General features: G+C 58.9%; 15 protein-coding genes. 8 read left to right on the forward strand and 7 right to left on the reverse strand.

Translation table 11 applies throughout. The features are described 5' to 3' along the window. Positions 1 to 3: 3 nt before the first annotated feature. Positions 4 to 4,980, reverse strand: coding sequence for an alpha-2-macroglobulin family protein (locus HY29_RS02830; RefSeq protein ID WP_034791835.1), 4,977 nt, complete (start codon positions 4,978 to 4,980; stop codon positions 4 to 6). Between the two features lie 168 nt (positions 4,981 to 5,148). On the opposite strand from HY29_RS02830, the gene HY29_RS02835 reads away from it, so the two are divergent. From HY29_RS02835 to HY29_RS02845, 3 genes are all read left to right on the forward strand, one after another. Beyond that, positions 5,149 to 5,511 (forward strand): YbaN family protein, encoded by a 363-nt coding sequence (locus HY29_RS02835; protein ID WP_034791837.1) that lies wholly within the window; start codon positions 5,149 to 5,151, stop codon positions 5,509 to 5,511. Between the two features lie 197 nt (positions 5,512 to 5,708). Further along, positions 5,709 to 6,299 carry a fatty acid desaturase CarF family protein gene (locus HY29_RS02840; protein WP_034791840.1) on the forward strand — a complete coding sequence of 197 codons (591 nt, stop codon included), beginning with the start codon at positions 5,709 to 5,711 and terminating at the stop codon, positions 6,297 to 6,299. A gap of 91 nt (positions 6,300 to 6,390) precedes the next feature. After that, positions 6,391 to 7,164, forward strand: coding sequence for an SDR family NAD(P)-dependent oxidoreductase (locus HY29_RS02845; protein WP_034791844.1), 774 nt, complete (start codon positions 6,391 to 6,393; stop codon positions 7,162 to 7,164). On the opposite strand, the gene bioB is transcribed toward HY29_RS02845, so the two are convergent. Next, positions 7,165 to 8,166, reverse strand: a complete 1,002-nt coding sequence (gene bioB / locus HY29_RS02850; RefSeq protein ID WP_034791846.1) for a biotin synthase BioB — start codon at positions 8,164 to 8,166, stop codon at positions 7,165 to 7,167. Between the two features lie 137 nt (positions 8,167 to 8,303). Between bioB and HY29_RS02855 the strand changes: the two genes are divergently transcribed. From HY29_RS02855 to HY29_RS02865, 3 genes are all read left to right on the forward strand, one after another. Then, positions 8,304 to 9,074 (forward strand): TVP38/TMEM64 family protein, encoded by a 771-nt coding sequence (locus HY29_RS02855; RefSeq protein ID WP_051601071.1) that lies wholly within the window; start codon positions 8,304 to 8,306, stop codon positions 9,072 to 9,074. Between the two features lie 127 nt (positions 9,075 to 9,201). Continuing rightward, a complete protein-coding gene (locus tag HY29_RS02860) occupies positions 9,202 to 10,743 on the forward strand; it encodes a 2-isopropylmalate synthase (protein WP_034791849.1) in 1,542 nt (513 codons plus the stop codon). Positions 10,744 to 10,772: 29 nt separating this feature from the next. Beyond that, entirely contained in the window at positions 10,773 to 11,666 is an 894-nt protein-coding gene (locus HY29_RS02865) for a DMT family transporter (RefSeq protein WP_034791855.1), read from the forward strand. Here HY29_RS02865 and HY29_RS02870 read toward each other — a convergent pair. Together HY29_RS02870 and HY29_RS19125 are read right to left on the reverse strand one after the other, a co-directional pair. After that, positions 11,663 to 13,843, reverse strand: a complete 2,181-nt coding sequence (locus tag HY29_RS02870) for a coiled-coil domain-containing protein (protein WP_034791866.1) — start codon at positions 13,841 to 13,843, stop codon at positions 11,663 to 11,665. The two genes, HY29_RS02865 and HY29_RS02870, sit on opposite strands and share 4 nt — an antisense overlap. Positions 13,844 to 13,918: 75 nt before the next feature. After that, the gene (locus tag HY29_RS19125) at positions 13,919 to 14,062 is read right to left on the reverse strand and encodes a hypothetical protein (protein ID WP_155838187.1); all 144 of its coding nucleotides are present in this window, start codon (positions 14,060 to 14,062) and stop codon (positions 13,919 to 13,921) included. Positions 14,063 to 14,243: 181 nt separating this feature from the next. Between HY29_RS19125 and HY29_RS02875 the strand changes: the two genes are divergently transcribed. Further along, a complete protein-coding gene (locus HY29_RS02875) occupies positions 14,244 to 14,624 on the forward strand; it encodes an Hpt domain-containing protein (RefSeq protein ID WP_034791873.1) in 381 nt (126 codons plus the stop codon). On the opposite strand, the gene HY29_RS02880 is transcribed toward HY29_RS02875, so the two are convergent. Further along, entirely contained in the window at positions 14,585 to 14,929 is a 345-nt protein-coding gene (locus tag HY29_RS02880; protein ID WP_034791874.1) for a chorismate mutase, read from the reverse strand. The two genes, HY29_RS02875 and HY29_RS02880, sit on opposite strands and share 40 nt — an antisense overlap. 167 nt (positions 14,930 to 15,096) lie before the next feature. On the opposite strand from HY29_RS02880, the gene HY29_RS02885 reads away from it, so the two are divergent. After that, a complete protein-coding gene (locus HY29_RS02885) occupies positions 15,097 to 15,801 on the forward strand; it encodes a class I SAM-dependent methyltransferase (protein ID WP_034791876.1) in 705 nt (234 codons plus the stop codon). Here the strand turns inward: HY29_RS02885 and odhB are convergent. Together odhB and HY29_RS02895 are read right to left on the reverse strand one after the other, a co-directional pair. Then, entirely contained in the window at positions 15,798 to 17,339 is a 1,542-nt protein-coding gene (gene odhB, locus HY29_RS02890) for a 2-oxoglutarate dehydrogenase complex dihydrolipoyllysine-residue succinyltransferase (RefSeq protein WP_034791878.1), read from the reverse strand. The two genes, HY29_RS02885 and odhB, sit on opposite strands and share 4 nt — an antisense overlap. 29 nt (positions 17,340 to 17,368) lie before the next feature. Beyond that, on the reverse strand, positions 17,369 to 20,377 hold the full coding sequence (locus HY29_RS02895; RefSeq protein ID WP_034791881.1) for a 2-oxoglutarate dehydrogenase E1 component: 3,009 nt from the start codon (positions 20,375 to 20,377) through the stop codon (positions 17,369 to 17,371). Positions 20,378 to 20,420 lie beyond the last annotated feature (43 nt).

Here is a 20,420-nt window from a genome sequence, read left to right on the forward strand (position 1 = left end):
GGCTTACTGCCCTCCCCCCACAGAGCCTGGCGCAGCGCTGATCGTGACGCGGCCCGCCTTGGATCGTGCAAACACTTCCGGGCGGTACATGTCCTCAGCCACAACACCGGGCATTGCAAAGTCACCCGGCGTTACAGCCCGCACGACATAAGCCAGCGTCACCGCGTCAGCATAGACATTCACTGCCGCGACATAGCGGTCATCCTGGGCCTGTGCGGTCTGCGCATGAGCCAACCTGCCCAGATACGCGAAAGCCCCGGAGTTTCCATACTCCTGCTCGCCATCCGCCGGCCGCAACACGGTCTCGATCTCGAAACCGGCCGGTAGCAGGTCTGCCACGATCACAGGGTTCAGGCGGCGCTCCTGCGGGGTTACCCGCATACGAACTACCAATTGGTCACCCTGCTGGACCCGTGACAAGTTCACCTTTCCGCCCGTCAGCGTGTAATAGGTCTTGTCTACACGCAGATCAGATGATGCGGGAGGCGGAGCAGACTCCGGCGCGCCGGTCACCAGCACGGTGCGGAACATCGGCGCCTTGCCTTCCAGTGTGAAGGTAACGTCTTCGCTCGCCTGGGCTTCCGTCAGAGCGTATTGGCGCTCATTATTATTGCCGCGGCCAAGGCCTTTCACGTCCAGCTTGAAGCCTTCGGCACCCTTGTTCAGAGCATTGACGGCCAGCAGGGCAAATGCCTTCTCCTGGGTCGTCATCTGGCTCGGGTCCGGAGCATCCTCACCCAGCTTCTTGGCCAGGCTCTCGACGTCATCCAGCATTCCGGCTTCAGATGCGAGCGCCAGAATGGCGGCCTCATCCCGCAGTGGCGTCTGGTAATAGTCGCCTGTATTGTCATAGCCGATGCCATCCATGGCAGCCTTGAAGGCGGACGAAGCGCGGGCGCGGTCCCCCAGCATGGCCAGTGCCGCGCCTATATGGGCACGTGCGAGCGGGCTGTCGATATTGCGCAGCTCACGATCGTGCAGATAACGCAGACGGGAAACGTCCGCCTTGCCTGCCTTGGCCAGCACATAGAGCGCGTAGGCCGAGGAGCGCTGCATCAGCTTTTCTGTCGTATCGTTGGAATAACGGCTCTCATAGACATCCGTGTCATAGCCATAGACGCGCCACGCATCGCCCGTGGAGACCGCCCGAAGGGCGCCATAGGCACGGTCGAGCGCTTCATTCGGCACTGCATAGCCAGCCTGCTGCGCCCGATAGACGAAGTCAGTGACATAAGCACCGAGCCATGGAGAGGCATACCCATCCCCTTCTCGCCACAGGCCAAAGGCGCCATCCGAGCTTTGGCGGTTCAGCACCGTATTCACGGCTTCCTGGATACGTGTCGTCGCATCATCCTTTGAGCCCTTGGCGCCCATGGCCACCAATTGCTCTGAATAGAGCAGCGGCAAGGCGCGGCTGGTGGTCTGCTCTGTGCAGCCATAGGGATACCGGTCCAAAGACGCATAGAGCGTGGCCGGGTCCATCGGCAGCGTTGAGAACCCAACACTGATGCTGGAAGAACCGGGCACATAGCCCTGCAGCAGGTCCGCACTCACCGTGTACGTATCACCGGGCTGCATCAGCTGTTTGGTGACCCGCGTTTCCGGCAGATAGGGAGACCGCGTCTGGATCTGATAACTGCGTTCCGTCGAGTATTTGTCAGGCCCGCTTACAGCAAGCATCAGCGTAGAAATGCCCTCACTCTCTGCTTCGATGCGAACTGGCACGTCAGCGCGCTTGCCTGTTTCAATGCTACGCGTGAGGCGTCCATCGGCGATTTTGACAGTACCTTCCTCTGTAATCGTCGCAGAGAATTCACCGCTATCGAGTTCTACATTGTCGATGCTGGCCGTCATCATCGCCTCGTCACCTGGTGCCAGGAAGCGCGGCATGATCAGGTCCGATGGCGCCTTATCGCGCACGATCATGCTGGACTCGGCAGAGCCAAGGCCGTTTTTCGACCAGGCAACCGCCATCAGGCGCAACTCGCCATTGAATTCCGGCAGGTCAAACCGAACGCGTGCCTTGCCGGAGCGGCCGATATCCACGAGGCCGGAGAACAGGGCGACAGATTTCACCGGTACAACGGAGAGGCCTTCACCGCCTAACTGGTCACCGCCCGAGCGGACTTCGGCAGGCAGTCCCATGTTCGGGTCCAGCAGACGTCCATAGTCGTCATACATCTCAACGCCCAGCGCCTTCTTGCCATAATAATAGCTGACAGGGTCAGGACTCTTGAACTTGGTGAGGCGCAGAATGCCCTCATCGACTGCAGCCAGGGTGAGATAGACAGGCTCACGCGGCCCACCTTCAAATTCCACCTCGACCACTTGCTCGCCTACTGGACGTACGACATCCGGCGCCTTGATGGTCATGCCGAATGTGCGCGACTCCATATTCACGGGAATGTGGGTGACACCAATCGCGCGGCGTGGCTTGGCCTGAAGGATGGGATCACGCTCTGTATAGACTGACACCATCACATAGGCACCTTCTCCCCACTCCTCCGTCACAGGCAGGGTTACATTTGCGCCCTGCTCACCCACTGCCAGGTTCTGCACAGACAATACGCGATCCGTAGCGACAACAATTTGGGCCTGTCCCGCATAGGGCGGAATGATCGTGATGTCGGCACTCTTGCCCGGGCCCGGCGCCTTGTCAGGGCCAAGCACACGGACACGGTCCGGGGCCTCAATGCCATCTTCCGACACGCGGCCACCCCAGCCGACATAGAAATCATCGCTGGCAGAAACGTTGGAATGCGCCTCCGTACCTTCCACGACCAGTTCATGGCTGCCCCAGTCGAGCCCGCTGACGCGGATCTCAGCAGAGCCACCTTCCGGCGTCGTCACGATGCCTTCATTGACCTTCGTGACAGTACGCGACCGGCGCCAGCGCCAGCGATCTCCATCACGATACCAGTCATAGTGATAATCAACCGCCAGAAGTTTCCATGTTAGCCGCTGGGCAATCGCCTTTCCGGCATCGTTCATTGCAACAACTTCGTAAGAGGCATCCTTGCCCTCTTCGACGGACCGGTCAAAGCCGGGTTTCAGGCCGACATAGAGCCGTTCGGGACGATAAGGAATCCGCACACTTTCCGTAACGGCGCGACCACCGGGCTCCAACACGCTGATAACTGCGTTGATGCGCAGCGGACGTCCGGCATTGCTGCCAGCATTGCCTGGCGCGATCTGAACTGTTGCGACGCCCGCCCCGTCCGTTGTCGTATCATCCATTTCGAGAATACGCTCATGGAAGCTCTGATCATGGCGGCCAAAGCTGAAATCCTTGAAATCGGGGAACGGATTTGGCGCCGCTTCGACACGCGCTTCAGACTTGACCGTCAGGCCTGCGCCCGGCGCGCCATAGAGGAAGCGCGAAGACACTTCCACAGCACGTGTCTGGCCAAGCTTCAGCGGCGTATCCGTGTCCGTCTCAAGATCGACAGCAATACGCTGCGGGACGAAATCCTCAACCGAGAAATTGACGGAGCCGGATGCGCCCGAAACACCGTCGACTTCCACCGTCGCACGCCACTGGCCGCGGGATGCCCCCTTGTCCAGTTCATAGCTATGCAGCACGGCGGAGGCTTCCGGGTCATCGAACCGGAATTTGTCGGCAACCAGGCCATTCGGACGATAGATTACCAGATAGCCTGAGCGGTCCTCAATCGCCTTGCCCGTGTGGTCACGCAGCAGGCCTGTCAGTTGAACCGTCTCACCCGGGCGGTAGATGCCTCGCTCGGTGTAGAGATAGGCGTCAATCAGACCCGGTGCCCGGCGCCCGCCAACGGCATATTCCGAAAGATCCACAGGCGCGCGGGTAAGATCCAGCACAGCCAGTTCACCCTTGGCGCTATAGGCCATGACGAGTTTGGGGGCCATATTGCCCTGCCCGTTCGTGATCGGAGCATCAAAGGTGACGTGGCCCATCTCATCACTGCGAGCCTCTGCCAGAACATCATTGTTCATGGCGACCAGTTGCACCGTCGTGTCTGGCACAGGGCGGCCATCCTTCAAGGAGCGCAGCGTCAGGTCCAGGCCATTGCTACCCTGATAGGCCGTTATGGCCAGGTCAGTCATCATGATCCAGCGGCTGGAAGAGGCTGGCGGCCCTTCCGCGCTACTCAGGTCGGCGGCATCCTCGACATGTACATAATAGACGCCGGGCTCGAGCGTGCCGATCACATCCTGCAGAGGAAAGACTGTTACAACCGGGGCATTCTGCTCATTCGCGATCTGCATAGTGCCATTGAACAATTCTTCTGCGACATCACTGGGATCGTCTTCGCCCCAATTATAAGCATAACGGCCTTGCGCCGTTGTCTGCCCTTCAGAGATATTCTTGAAGGCCAGTGCGCGGTCATTGATGCGGGATACGGTGACCTTCACCTCATCCACATTCACCGTTTCAATAGGCAGGCCATCCGCGTCTTCGCGCGGCAGGATGATCCCTGCGCCCTTGAAGCCGACATAAGGCGGACGATCCGCAAAATCGATTGGAACGGTTTCGTCCCGCTTCAGCGTCCGTCCGTCTGCTGCCGGCAGGCCGGAGAGCAGCTTGGCCGTACGCTCGCTGCCAAAGGTCAGGCCACCCACGCAAAGCTCACGTCCTTCGACGCTGAGCGCCGGGCGAAATGCCGGACGGAACTCGACATAAGGAGAATAGTCCGCCTCCGGATCAAGCGGCGCAGAGAAGACAAAGCAAGCCAGCGGCTGCTCTGTCGAAGTATCGATCCGGTACCTGAAATAGGTGAAGTCCTGCTCTGTGGCTTCCCGGGCTTTCTGACGCCGCGCCTCACGCTGGCGCGCGGCGACATTGTCTGCCGAAGAGCGCGTTACGATGCTGCCTTGATCAGATTGTGCAGGATCAGGAGCCGATTTGTCCTTGCCGCCTCCACACGCAGCAAGAATGGCGATCATGAAAGCGGCTAACACCGCCCGGCCCGAACCCCACTTGCCCGATTGTTTATGCGACATGAAACCCTCTCCTTTGAGCTTTCTTACCGTTCTTACACATCTTCCGGGCGGCGCGAACAGGGCGCGATTGAGACAAATCAAAGAAAAACGCCTAAATTCCAGCCTCAATTGCCTTACAGGCCTATTCCGGTACTTGCCAGCGATTGCGGGACAGGGAATGGATCATCCATGTGGCTTTGGCGAATAGTCGGGATAATTGCTTTCGCACTGGGGGCGATTGGGCTGGTTTTGCCAGTCTGGCCAACCACAGTCTTCTGGATCGTTGCCGCGCTGGCCTTCGCGAAATCAAACCCGAGCTGGGCTGAATGGATCTATACCCGCCCCGGTATCGGCCCGCCCATAAAGACATTTCTGGAAACAGGCGCCTTGGCCCGTGAGGCCAAGATTGCGGCGCTGATCGGCATGGCATTTGCGGCGGCGCTTATCCTCGTGCTGGGGCATCACCACGCATGGCTTATGGCAGGCGGGCTCAGCCTGATCGGCATTGGCGCACTTTACGTCATCACGCGCAAACCGGTCCGCCCGGAATAACCCCTCCCCTCTTTCAGGTATGGACAGGCTTACTTTCAGCGAACTCATGCCTGGGGAAAGTCCTTTAACGGGCAGCAAACAAAAAATTAGTGACTGAACATTCACTTGCCAAATTGTCGCCTTATTCAGTGAGCAAGCATTCGCTCAATAAAAAGGCGAAAAGCCAATCAAGACGACATGCAAGAAGGAGACGGCTCATGCCGGTCACGATTATACTCACTACCGCCAAATCCATGGCGTCCATCTTGGGCGGTCTGTTTTTCGCAGATCTGGTCTCAGGCCTTATCCACTGGTTTGAGGATCGTTATGGCAACCCGAAATGGCCCATTCTGGGCCACACGATCCGGGCCAATCAGGAGCATCACTTCAAGCCACGCGACTTTCTCAGAGGCACCTTCTTCACGCGCAATCGAGAAGTGGTTCTCCTTGGCATCATCTTCCTGGCCCTGTTCTGGGGGACCGGCACATTGAACTTGTTCACGGGCTCGGCTGTCTTTTTCGGTGTATTCGCCAACGAATTTCACCGCGCCGCGCATCGCAGCCCGAAAGAGAATGGCCGTCTCATCACGCTGGTGCAGAAGACAGGCCTCGCACAGTCCTTCAAACATCACGCGGCGCACCACCGCCAAGGCAAGGATACGCATTATTGCGTCATCACGAATTACGTGAACCCTGTGCTGGAACGTATCGGCCTGTTCCCGGCGCTTGAACGCGCAATCAAGGCGATCACAGGAAAAGTGCCCCGCCTCGATGAAAGCGTGAACCCGCGCTATCGCAAAGCTACTTGACCTCCCGCCCCGTCCTTCCCTGAGGGCGGGGATGTTCTTCGCGCGCAAAGGCCTTAGGGTCAGCGCGACATAAGAAAGAGGAAACGCACAAATGGATCTGGGACTGACCGGAAAAGTTATCTTCGTCGCTGGCGCCAGCCGAGGCATCGGACTGGGGATTGTTGAGGCATGCCTGGCTGAAGGCGCGCGCGTCGCCATGGCGGCCCGTGGCCAGGAGAAGCTGGAACAGGAAGCTGCCCGTCTGGCGGAAACCTATGGCAAGGATGCGGTCTGGACCCGCGCTGGCGATCTAAGGGATCCTGATGTCGTTGAGAGCATGATTGCCGCCATTGAAGAAGACATGGGCCCTCTGTGGGGCGCGGTCGCCAATGTCGGCTTGCACCCCTGCCCGCCCGGTTTTGAAGTAGATGACAAAACCTGGGACGCGGGCCTGTCGCAAAACCTCAATTCCGCCTTCTATCTGGCCCGCTCTGCGCTGCGCCGGATGGACCCGCGCGGCGAAGGCTCTGTGCTCATGATTTCATCCATTGCCGGCCTAACCGGCCTCGGCACACCCCTCACCTATGGCACCTCGAAGGCCGCCATGAACCATTTGACCAAGGAACTCGCCCGCATCTCCGGGCCGAAAGGCGTACGCATCAATGCCATCGCACCAGGCAATATCATCTTCCCGGACGGCGAGTGGGAAGAACGCGTCAATGGCGAGCGCGGCGATGCGTGGAAACGCTGGATCAAGCGTGAAGTGCCGCTGCGACGGTTCGGCAAGCCTGAAGAGATCGGCAGCGCTGCCGCCTTCCTCCTCAGCCCTGCCGCAAGCTTCATCACTGGCACCATTATGCCGGTCGATGGCGGTCAGACCCGCTGATCAGGACTCGAGCAGCGTAACGCGCCGGGCCGGGGCTTCCATTTCGCTCCGGCCAGCCGCTTCCATGCCCATCTGCCCCATCAGGGCGTCATCCTCGTCAAGCTCCGGATTGTCCGTCGTCAGCAGGCGGTCTCCAACGAAGATGGAGTTTGCCCCGGCGAGCAAGCACAGCGCTTGGCCCTCTTCGGTCATGCCTTCGCGGCCGGCCGACAGGCGCACCCAGCTTTTCGGGAACACGATGCGACAGACCGCAATCGCCCGTGCCATTTCAATAACAGAGATCGCCGGACTCTGGCCGAGAGGCGTGCCTTCAATCGGCACCAGCATGTTAACCGGAACACTCTCCGGATGCGGCGTCAGTTTGGACAGTTCATGGATCAGGCCGATGCGGTCTTCCCGGCTTTCGCCCATCCCCAGAATACCGCCGCAACAAAGTTTCAAGCCAGCTGTTCGCGCCTTTCCCAATGTCTCAAGGCGGTCATCATAGGTCCGCGTCGTGACGACTGAGCCATAATATTCCGGAGACGTGTCGAGGTTGTGATTGTAGTAATCGAGCCCGGCTGATTTCAGGGCCTCTGCCTGCCCCTCCTCCAGCATGCCCAGCGTCACGCAGGTTTCGAGACCTTCGGCTTTGACTGCCTCGATCATCGCAGCCACTTTCGGAACGTCCCGCTGTTTCAGACTGCGCCAGGCTGCCCCCATGCAGAAACGGTCCGCGCCGTTTTCCTTTGCGCGGCGGGCTGCACTTACCACGTCCTCCAACGGCGTCAGCTTTGAGGCCTCCAGGCCCGTGTCGAAATGTGCTGACTGGCTGCAATAGCCGCAATTTTCTGCACACCCACCTGTCTTGATCGACAGCAATTGCGATTTCTGAACTTTCCCATCCGGCCAGTTCGCCTGCTTAACACCCAGCGCCTTGGCCATCAGGCTATCCAGCGGCAGAGTGTAGAGATCGGCGATCTCTTCACGAGTCCAATTGTAGCGGGGCGATAGCTCAGTCATCAGGTCGTCCTCATTCAGATACGATACAGCTCCGGCTTGGTATCGACGCCCGACTGCGCGATCAACTACTGTAGAAATTAACTTTGCGGCATATGCCCGGATGACGTAAATCAGCCGCAGATCCCCAGAGCATGCCGATGGACACACAACCAGCCCCCCGCAAAGTCATTGATGCGAACGCGAAGCGTGGCGCAATCATCGGCCTGATCGCCCTTCTGGTGATCGTAGGGCTGTTTGCGGTCGGCAAGATGGCAAATATTGTCGACGCGACCGCTTTGCAGACTTTCATGGACAATGTGGCCAGCAGCCCATGGGCCCTTCCTGCCATAGTCCTACTTTTTGTCGTCGGGGCTTTTCTTGGCGTGCCGCAATTTGCGCTCGTTGCCATTGCGGTGGCGGCGTTCGGACCATGGCTGGGCGCGTTCATGGCATGGATTGCCAACATGGTCTCTGGGGCGGTGACCTTCTATGCAGGCCGACTGGCAGGCGAGAAAGCCTTTCGGCGCTATGCAGGCGAGACAGCGAACCGGCTGTCCGGATTCGTGGGCCGCAATGCGATGATGACCAGCGCCATTGTCCGGAACGTACCGGCGGGCCCTGCCCTCATCGTGAACATGGCGTTCGGCGTCAGCCATGCGAAATTCCTGCATTACTGGGCCGGTCTGGCTGTGGGCATCATCCCGAAGATCGCCCTCATCGCCTTTGCCGGGCAAAGCCTTTTTGCGGCCTTCAAGGGCAACCCGCTTACCGCAATTGCAGCGGCCGTCGCAGCTATCGGCGTTTATATCGCCATTGCCACATATGCCCGCGCCCGTATGCGTAAAAGCAGGCAATCTGTTGCATTGATAGGGCAGAACGAGGTTGACACCAGCGCTCAGGCAGACGATGTAACGCCTTATGTGGAATAATTTGCCCCTTCAACTACTGCTTACCGGCCCCTGGCCGGAGACGACTGCCTAAGGTCAGCCGGGGCAGTCGCGCGGTCAGGGGTTCAAATTAGCCTGATTTTTCACTCCCAGACCGGTCCCACAGAAAATGTCCACGACTTCAAACCCTCATATTCGTATTTTTGACACCACTTTGCGCGACGGCGAACAATCGCCCGGCGCGTCCATGACCCACAATGAAAAGCTCGAACTGGCTGAGTTGATGGAAACCATGGGGGTGGATGTTATCGAAGCTGGTTTCCCAGCTGCATCGGAAGGTGATTTCGCCGCCGTCAGCGCGATTGCCGAGCAATCAAAATCCGCCATTATCTGCGGCCTCGCCCGCTCAACGCCGAACGATATCGAGCGCTGCGCCGAAGCCGTCCGCAAGGCCGCGCGCCCGCGTATCCACACCTTCATCTCCACCAGCCCCGTGCATATGAAGCACAAGCTGAAAATGGGCCCCAACGCGGTTCTGGAGGCTGTCGGACGCTCCGTGGCACAGGCACGCAATCACACCGATGATGTGGAATGGAGCGCGGAAGACGCAACTCGCACCGAATTCGACTTTCTGTGCAAATGTATCGATGTGGCCATCGCCAGCGGCGCGACCACGATTAACATTCCCGATACTGTCGGCTACTCCCACCCGGATGAATATGGCGAGCTGTTCCGCCGCCTGATCGAGAATGTCCCGAACTCCGACAAGGTGATCTGGTCGGCGCACTGCCACAATGACCTTGGCCTGGCTGTGGCAAACTCCATCAATGCCGTCGCCAACGGCGCACGCCAGGTGGAATGTGCCATCAATGGCCTGGGCGAACGTGCTGGCAATGCCGCGCTGGAGGAAGTTGTCATGGCCATGAAGGTGCGCGCTGACACCCTGCCATTCGATACCAATATCGAGCCCGCCTACCTCTCCAAGGCCTCCGCCATGGTCAGCCGCATCACCGGGTTTCCTGTGCAGTACAACAAGGCCATTGTCGGCAAGAACGCCTTCGCGCATGAAAGCGGCATCCACCAGGATGGCATGCTGAAGAATGCCGAAACCTATGAGATCATGCGCCCGGAAGATGTCGGCGTTGCCAAGACATCTCTGGTCATGGGCAAACACTCTGGCCGCCATGCCTTCCGCGACAAGTTGGAAGCGCTCGGCTATGTGCTGGAAGGCGAAGCCCTGAATGATGCGTTCAAGCGCTTCAAGGCGCTGGCCGACCGTAAGAAGCACGTCTTCGATGATGACATCATCGCCTTGGTCGATGACCAACTGGCCGCAGAGGGCGAGCGTATTGTCTTCAAGCGTCTGCGTGTCGTCGCAGGCACGGATGGCCCCCAAACGGCAGAGATAGATCTGGTGGTCGATGGCGATGAGAAATTCGCGATCGCTCGCGGCAATGGCCCTGTCGATGCCGTGTTCAATGCTATCCGCGAGATCGTGCCGCATGAGGGCAAGCTGGAGCTTTATCAGGTGCATGCCGTCACCGGCGGCACAGATGCGCAGGCGACTGTGTCTGTACGCCTGAACTGTGAGGGCATCATGTCGACGGGGCGCTCATCTGACCCAGACACACTGGTGGCCAGTGCAAAAGCCTATCTCCATGCCGTGAACAAGCTGGAAGCGCGCAAGGCAAAGCGTACCCACGCCGCCTGATCACGGCCTCAGCCCTCAGGGCCTGAAACATGGATTTGTGGATCCCCATCACGCTGGCAGCCGCGTTCTGCCAGAACCTTCGCTCTGCGCTGCAAAAACAGTTGAAGGGGCAGCTGAGCACGTGGGGCGCGACGGCCTCGCGCTTCGTGTTTGCTGCCCCGCTGGCTGTCCTGTTCACGTTTGGTCTGATGCAAGCGCGGGGCGATGCCCTGCCCGGCATTCCGGGGCTGTTCTATCTCTATGGCGCTCTGGGCGGCCTCTGCCAGATCGTGGCGACAGGCCTGCTGATCCACTTGTTCAGTCGGGCAAACTTCTCTGCGGCAACCGCTTTCACAAAAACAGAACCCGTACAGACGGCGCTATTTGGTATCATCCTCTTGGGCGACCATCTCTCTCCGCTGATGGCCCTAGCCATCATGATCAGCCTGTCAGGCGTCATGATGATCTCCATTCCCAAAACGGCAACCTCGAAATGGAAGCCGGATAGTGCCCTGTGGATCGGCATTCTGTCCGGCGGGCTGTTTGGCCTCTCCGCGGTAGCGTTTAGGGGCGCCTCTCTCTCCCTCTCTGACGGAGACGCTCTGCTACGCGCGTCAATCACGGTCAGCTATGTCACTATCTTTCAGGCGGGGGCCATTGTGTTCTGGATGTGGCTGCGCGAGCCGGGCCAGATCACGAAACTGTTCAAGGCCTGGCGCATGACAGGCCTTGTCGGGCTGGTGGGTCTGATGGGGTCTTTGGCGTGGGTGACCGCTTTCACGCTCCAGAATGCCGCCTATGTGCGGGCGCTTGGCCAGATCGACATTGTCTTCACACTTGCTGCCTCACTTCTGGTCTTCAAGGAGACACTGACCGCGCGCGAAATCACCGGCGTGCTGCTGGTGACGCTGGGGGTTGTGGTTCTGGTACTGGCAGCAGGCTAGAGGGCGGCATCAATCAGGAGGTAAGCCGCAAGACGTGGACTGGCATTGCGGCCTGTCTTCTGTGTTTGCTCCAGAGCAGCCAGAGCATCCTCTTCCTCAAGAGAAATAAACTCGCGGGCCAGCTGCAACAATTCACGATCATTACGCAGGCGCTGTGTGACACGGTCCACCTGGCGGCCAGCCTGCGCAATGATGGCTGTCTTGCGTTCACGGTCCCCACGGCGTGCCGCTTCGGCAATCTTGCGTTTGGCCTTGGGACGGAATGTTTCCGGCAGCATGATGCCCGTACTTTGCAGGCGATCGAGCAGCTCTTCTGCCACTTCCTCACGATCACGATGCGGAGAATCTTCCCGGCTCATGTCAGAGATGATGTCGCGCCAGCCCATTTCCGGTCCGTGCGAAGGCGCAGATGGCCGTGCAGGCACAAGTGCCCCGCCCGCATGGGAGGCCTCTTGAGCAGGCGGCGGCGAAGGCCGCTCCGGCTGCGGCACGTAGGGCGGAGGGGAAATCTGCGGTGCAGCTGGTGGCTGCTGCCTTGAAACCGGTGGAGTTTGTGTCGGCTGACTCTGCGGGAAATCCGTTGCCCGGCGCCTCGGAGTTTCAGCCGGCATTTCCTCGGAAGGCTGCGGGTCGTCAAACCGGCGGCGCAGCAGCATCGGATCGCGGGCCACCGGGCGTTCCGGTTCCCATTCTCCACCATCATCCTCATTCGCGTCATGCTGCGGAGCGGACGCAGGTTTTTCTGGCGCACCCTCCGTCAAGGCGGCATTGGCGAGCGCATCCGCGGCCGCATCGAACAATTCGTCTTCCATGCTGGGCCGACGAACGGAGGGAGCCGGCGCAGGATCGCGAGGCGCCTCCGGCATGTGGCCGTTTCGCTCTTCAGGATGAAAGCCGTTTCGCGGGCTGCTGTTATGCGAGAGAGGCTTTGGGTCTCGGGTGGACGTATTGTCAGGCTGGGGCACATGCGCTGGCCGACTGGCAGGCGGTTCGGCAGGCCGCTCTGCTGGCTTAGCCACATGATCCTGCTGCGAAGGAGCAGATTGAGACAATGCAGGGGCCTGAGGCTGTTTGGCCTTTTGTTCGAGACGCACCGTGTCGGCGCGTGCAGCATATTCTGCCGAGCGGATCGCGGACGCGGCTTGCTCGCCCGCCTCTTTCAGTTGCGCCAGAGCCTGGGCGGCGTGTTCAGCCGCTTCGCGTGTGGACTGGTTGATCTCCCGATTGGCAAGACGTGCCGCTTCAAGAGCTGACGACACAGCATCGTTCAGTGTATCGCCCGTCGTCATGGCCGCTGCCGCGGCAATCTCCCCTGCCCTGACGGCGGCATCAACCGTGCGGCGAGACTGATCCAGCTTCTCTTCGATACGGCTGACCGCAAAGGTCAGCGTTTCGGTTCGGGTGGCCGCATCGCTGGCCAGGCCATCAAGCTCGACCAGCTTCTCAGACAGAGAACGACCGGCCATCTGCATATCCTGCAGACGGGTCTCCAGCGCGTGATCAGCCCTGGAGACTTCCTCACTGGCCTCGCGCGCGGCCTGCACCATCATCTGGGCCTGACGCGGGATCGCCTCATTAAGGGACTGCATTTGCGCGCGCAGATCGCGTGCCAGTCCTTCAAGGGCCTGGCGTTCAGCCCCAAGCCGCTCGGTCAATTCGCGGGCATTATCAGCGCTGGCATAAGCAACAGATTCAAGGCGCAGCCGCTCATCGCCAATCTCCCCGGCCATGGCCTTCATCGCGGTAAGCGCATGCGCCATCGCACGGTCCACCTCAGCGGCAGCCTGCTTCATCTGTTCGGCAAAGGTGATGCCTTCTGTGCCCGCTTCACGCGCTGGCGCCATCAGACGGACGGCAGCCTCCATCACCAAGGCATTCGACGCAGCGGCCCGGCGATTTGTTCGACCCATATAGCCCGCCATGATCATCAGTAGGGCCGGAACAAGCCCCGCAAGACCGCCGCCAACCAAGGCAAGGGTTGGTAATTCCTTGAGACCATCAACGCCCCACAGACCAAGTGCGATGCCCGCAGCACCGAATATCCAGCAAAATGCTACAATAAATCCGGTCACAACCATCCAGCTGCCGCCGTTGCGGGCGAGCTCGAAGTTGTGCGACGCCTCTTGCCTGACGAGCAGATCGCGGCCAGACGGGCGAGCGGCAGGCGTTTCTGTCATGAAGGGAGTATACCGTGACAATTCGCCCGGCGCGAGACCAGAATAAGGCTAATCTGGGCTTTTATAGCAGTCGGCTCAGCGCCCGACGGCCAGGATGGAAACCGTTCCGGTATCGGCCTGTTCGGATGCATCCTGTTGATCCGGCGCAAACTCCAAGCCAAGCCATGCAAGAATGGCAGCAATGGCAAGATTGCGAACGAGCGAAATAAGGCTCATCATCGGAGTTCCCCAGTAATACGTTGGCGCATTTCCTTAGCACTGCGCCAAACTATATTACTCGATATCCACATTTTCGACAATTGATAAAAACATCCATATTTTCCGGGCTGTCGGCTTTACGATTAACGAATGCACAGGGCCATGCATGCCATCATACCCAAACGTTCAGGAGCCTGCGCCCATGACTGATCCTCTCGCCTTGCTGGACCGCGACCATCTGAAATCGATGACGGGCAATGACCCGGAACTCGCGATAGAGATCCTTGAGATTTTCCAGCATCAGGCTGAAATCTGGTCTCGCATGCTGGACCCGAGAACAGACCCTACACAATGGGCAGACGCCGCGCACACACTCAAGGGCTCAGCCCTGGGCATTGGTGCCATTCGTCTGGCTGCCAAATGCGAAAAAGCCGAAAAAGCGGGCCGCGCGGAAACCCCGCCCAGCCTCACGGTCGCGGCAGTTCTACTGGGAGACGTAAAGGATGCACTTGGCGACACTCTAGAAGAGGCCGCAAAAGTGCTTCACGAACTGGCGTCTTCCGGAGCCTTCAAGGCGTCATAGCTCGAAAATTCGTAGGCAATACAGCGATCTATCAGGGTCCGCCAAACAGGCTCGGCGATGGCCGGTGACAGGCCAGCATCGGCGCATGCCGCTTTGACCTTGTCGACAACATCTTCGATCCGCGGCCGATCATGCACGATGTTCCGGTCCCCCTTGATGCGGGCGGCAGCATCCATGAAGGACTGGCGCTCAGCCAGAACTTCCACAAGCAGACGGTCGATGCGGTCAATCTCGTAGCGAACCTGCTCCATGCTCTCACATGTGTCCGCCGTGTGGTGGCGCTGGTCTGAAGTATAGGTCGTCATGCTCGGTATGCCCTGTTGCCAGTCGTTCGCGAATATATGAGCGCGGCGGTCTCGGCAATAAAGGAGCTGCGACGAACAGACCGCAACACTTTGGCGAAATGTCTTGTCATTGCCCAGACAGATAGCTAAGTGCACTTATCGTTATAATATAACAATGTGGTGCGCACATGTCCCCTGTTCCTCCGAACAATATTCCAACCTCCTTCGGCCCAGAAGAAGCTGCGACCTATGATGAGCGCTTCAGCAAGCTCTCTGCCGTCAACAGTCTGCTGCATCTGGTAGTACAATCGCAATTCGCCAGCCTGCCGGACACTGCGCATATCCTGATCGCCGGGGCCGGCACCGGAGCGGAAGTCCGCTATCTCGCCCCCCTCTTCCCGTCCTGGCGCTTCACTCTGGCAGACCCGTCAGACGCGATGCTTGAAATTGCCCGGCGGCACGCAGTCGAAGAAGGCTTTGCCGACAGGTGCACATTCCATGCGGGCTATGTCTCAAGCCTGCCGGAGGCAGAGTTTGATGCCGCGACCAGCCTGCTCGTCTCACATTTCCTAAATGAGGAGGAAGACCGAACAGCTTATTATAGCTCAATTGCCGAGCGCCTAAGGCCTGGCGCACCACTATTTGAAGCCGCCCTCTGCGGAAACCGCTCCGACCCGATTTTCGAAATGGAAATGGATGTCTGGCTGGGCCTGCTGACATTGGCTGGCATGGCGGCCGAAGGCCGGGAAAACTACAGAAAATCGTTCGGCACGCTTTTCGCGGCTCACGATCCTTCAGAGGTCGAAAAAATGATCGGGGCGGCCAAATTTGACCGCCCCGTACAATGTTTTCAGGCTGGATTGATCCGTGGTTGGATCACTCAAAGGCTTTAGACTTCGAGCAGCATCCGCTCTGGATCTTCGAGAGCTTCCTTGACGCGCACCAGGAACGTCACGGCTTCCTTGCCGTCAACGATCCGGTGATCATAGGAGAGCGCCAGATACATCATCGGGCGGATTTTCACTTCGCCATTCACAGCGACAGGGCGCTGCTCAATGCGGTGCATACCCAGAACGCCGGATTGCGGGGGGTTTAGGATCGGCGTGGACATCAGGGAGCCATAGATGCCGCCATTGGAGATGGTGAACGTACCGCCCTGCATGTCTCCGATGGTGAGTTCGCCATCACGTGCCTTCTTGCCGAGATTGGCAATTGCCTTCTCGATGCCTGCCAGCGACAGATCATCAGAGTCCCGCACAACCGGCACAACAAGGCCTTTCTCGGTGCCCACGGCTACGCCGACATCGTAGAAGTTCTTGTAGATGATGTCTTGGCCATCGATCTCGGCATTCACGGCTGGCACTTCTTTCAGCGCATTCACACACGCTTTCACGAAGAAACTCATGAAGCCCAGCTTGATGCCGTGCTTGGCCACGAAAGCGTCCTGATGCTTTTTACGCAAATCCATGATGGCACCCATGTCGACATCGTTGAACGTCGTCAGCATGGCTGCTGTATCCTGCGCCTCTTTCAGACGGCGCGCGATGGTCTGGCGCAGACGCGTCATGCGCACGCGCTCTTCGCGTGGACCAATGTCACGCGGTTCTTTCGCCTGAGTTGGCGCAGAAGACGCCGCAGACTTGGCAGCAGAGTTCACGTACTCCATGGCATCAGCCTTGGTGGCACGGCCATCCTTGCCAGTGCCTGGAATGTCTGACGGGTTCACGCCAGCTTCCGAAGAAATACGACGTACAGACGGCGCAACCGGGCGATCACCCGTAGCCGCAGGCGTAGACGTACTCGCGGCCGGTGCGGAGGCGGCTGGTGCTGCAGATTTCGCCGGGGCAGACGCGCCAGCATTGATGCGTGCAATCACGGAACCCGGCGTCACGGAGTCGCCTTCAGCGACCAGAAGTTCCGCCAGCACACCATCTGCCGGGGATGGCACTTCCAGTGCCACCTTGTCGGTTTCGATCTCAGCGATCGTTTCGTCTTTCTTCACGGCATCGCCTGGAGCCTTGAGGAAAGTGGAGAGCGTGCCCTCTGCAACGCTCTCTCCCATTGTTGGAACTTCAACGTCCATCAGTTCGCCCTTGTCTTCCTTACCGGGTACGCCGCCCTTTTCTTTTGGGCCGCCATGTTCTGGCAGCGCATCGGCCGCCGTGTCAGATTTACCGTTTGCCGCGCCTGCGCCAGAGCCTTCGCCAAGCTTGCCGAGGATGGCGCCGATCTCAACCGTGTCGCCTTCGTTCGCAATGATCTCGGAAAGAACACCGTCTTCGGTTGCAGAAACTTCCACAGACACTTTGTCCGTTTCCAGCTCTACAAGTACGTCATCCTTCTTCACCTGATCGCCCTTGGCTTTCAGCCATTGGCCAACAGTGGCTTCGGTGATGCTCTCGCCAAGCGTGGGCACTGTGATGTCGGTCATGAAATCAGTCCGTTCATTAAAATCAGTAATCAGGTCGCGACGATCTTATCGTCGACCGGGTCTGCGCCAAGGGCTGTGGAAACGAGAGCATCCTGCTCCGCCTTGTGCTTCGAAAGAAGGCCTGTAGCTGTTGCTGCAGACGGCGGGCGGCCCGCATAGTGCGGCCGCGGAGACTTGGTGCCTGCCTGGTTGGCACACCATTCGATCTCATCACGGATGAAGGTCCAGCCGCCCATATTGCGCGGCTCTTCCTGACACCAGACCAGTTCGGCCTGCGGGAAGCGCTTCAACTCAGCGATCAGAGACTTGCGCGGCACCGGATAGAATTGCTCCATACGCAGCAGGTAGACATCATCCTGGCCACCTTCCTCGCGTGCTTCGAAGAGGTCGTAATAAACCTTGCCCGAACACATAACGACGCGGCGAACCTTGTTGTCCTTGGCCAGCTTAACTTTGCCTTCGCGACCTGGGGTCTCGGCATCATCCCAGAGAATCCGGTGGAAGGAAGACTTCGTGCCCAGATCATCCAGCGCAGATGTCGCCAGCTTGTGACGCAACAGAGATTTCGGCGTCATGATAATTAGCGGCTTGCGGAAGTCGCGATGGATCTGGCGGCGCAGGGCGTGGAAATAGTTTGCCGGCGTCGTCAGATTGCAGACTTGCCAATTGTCTTCGGCGCACATTTGCAGGAAGCGCTCGAGGCGCGCGGAGGAGTGTTCCGGCCCCTGCCCCTCATAGCCGTGCGGAAGCAGCATAGTCAGGCCGCTCATCCGCAGCCATTTGCGCTCTGCCGAGGAGATGAACTGGTCGAAAAAGACCTGTGCACCGTTCGAAAAGTCACCGAACTGGGCTTCCCACATGGTCAGCGTGTTCGGGTCGGCCAGAGAATAACCGTATTCATACCCAAGCACGGCTTCTTCGGAGAGCAGCGAGTCGATCACTTCATAATGCGCCTGATCATCACTCAGATGGTTCAGTGGCGTGTAGCGATCTCCATTTGTCTGGTCGACGATGTGGCTGTGGCGCTGCGAGAACGTACCTCGGCCACAATCCTGACCGGAGAGACGCACAGGGAAGCCTTCATCGAGCAGCGTAGCGAAGGCCAGATGCTCCGCAGTCGCCCAATCCAGTCCCTGACCTTTTGAAATGGCCGTCGCCCGCGCATCAATGACGCGTGCCAGGGTCTTGTGAATATCGATACCTTCCGGAACCGTGGTGATCTTCTCACCCAGTGCCTGGAGGCGTTTCTTGGAAACGCCGGTCTTGCCGCGACGCTCATCATCATCCGGCAGGCCGAGGCCCTTCCACTCACCATCCAGCCAATCGGCTTTCTTGGCCTTGAAGGTTTTGCCGGCCTCGAACTCGCGATCGAGATAGGCTTCGAAGTCAGAAACCTGCTGCTCCACCTGCTCCGAGGTCAGAATGCCTTCCTTGACCAGGCGCTCCGCATAGATTTCGCGCGTGGACGGATGGCCCTTGATTTCCTTATACATCACCGGCTGGGTAAACATCGGCTCGTCGCCTTCGTTGTGCCCGAAGCGACGATAACAGAACATGTCGATAACGACGTCCTTGTGGAACTTCTGGCGATATTCCGTTGCGACTTTGGCTGCATACGTCACCGCTTCCGGATCATCCCCATTGACGTGGAAGATCGGCGCCTGAACCATCAGCGCCACATCGGACGGGTACGGAGAAGATCGCGAATAGATCGGGCTGGTCGTAAAGCCGATCTGGTTATTCACGATGAAGTGGATTGTGCCACCTGTGCGATAGCCTGTCAGGCCTGACAGGGCGAAACACTCGGACACAACCCCCTGCCCTGCAAAGGCAGCGTCGCCATGCAGCAGCAATGGCAGTACGATCGAACGGTCCAGCGTGCCGGTTTCTCGGTGGCTCATTTCCTGCTTGGAACGGGACTTGCCCAGCACAACCGGATCGACCGCCTCAAGGTGAGACGGGTTGGCGTTCATGGACAGGTGCACCTTGTTGCCGTCAAACTCGCGATCGGAAGATGCGCCGAGGTGGTATTTCACATCGCCCGAGCCGAACTCGCCAGCGCCTTGCGTGTTACCGCCCTGAAATTCGTGGAAGATCTGCTCATAAGGCTTGCCCATCACGGCAGCCAGCATGTTCAGGCGACCGCGGTGCGGCATGCCGACCACGATTTCCTTCACGCCGAGCGCGCCGCCACGTTTGATGATCTGCTCCAGCGCCGGAACAGCCGCCTCACCGCCATCCAGGCCGAAACGCTTCGTGCCCGGATACCGCTTGTGCAGGAAGCGCTCAAAGGTTTCCGCTTCAATCAGCTTGGCCAGGATCGCTTTTTTGCCCTGCTGGGTGAAGGCAACGCCCTTGTCCGGACCTTCGATGCGTTCCTGCAGCCAGGCTTTCTCTTCCGGATCGGAAATATGCATGAACTCGATGCCGAGCGTGGAGCAATATGTCCGTTTGAGGATGTCCAGCATCTCGTTTGCGGAGGCATAATCGAGGCCGAGATAGCCATCGATGAAGATCTTGCGATCCATGTCTTCCTTGGAGAAGCCATAGGTTGCCGGATCCAACTCAGGTTGTTTCTCCGGAGCATCAAGAGAGAGCGGGTCCAGCTGTGCTGCTAGGTGACCACGCATGCGATAGGCGCGGATCATCATGATCGCGCGAATCGAATCCTTCACGTTCTGGGCAATTTCTGCCTCAGACGCGCCAGGCTTCGCCTGCTTCAGTTTTTTCTCGATTTTCGGCTCAACCAGAGCCCAGTTGCCATCAAAAGCGGCAACCTGCTCGTCGCTCAGCGGGCGTGGCCAGTCACCACGTTTCCAGCTTGCGCCGTCAGCATTGCGCTCTGCATCGCTTGAATCATCGCCAAGTTCGGCAAAGAATTCGCGCCAGCTCTCGGGAACTGACGCGGGATCCTTTGCATAGGCCGCCTGCATCTGCTCCAGCCACATGGCTGAGCCACCATACAGGAAGGCTGTTTCCAGCATCGCGCTGTTGCCTGAACTGCGCGAACCTTTTACCGGGCTGCCGTCGTCTGCCATCTCAAATTCCGTCCTCTAGGACCCAAACCCCACATAATAGGGA

Origin of the sequence: Hyphomonas beringensis, from assembly GCF_000682755.1 — a bacterium.
Taxonomy (GTDB): Bacteria; Pseudomonadota; Alphaproteobacteria; order Caulobacterales; family Hyphomonadaceae; genus Hyphomonas; species Hyphomonas beringensis.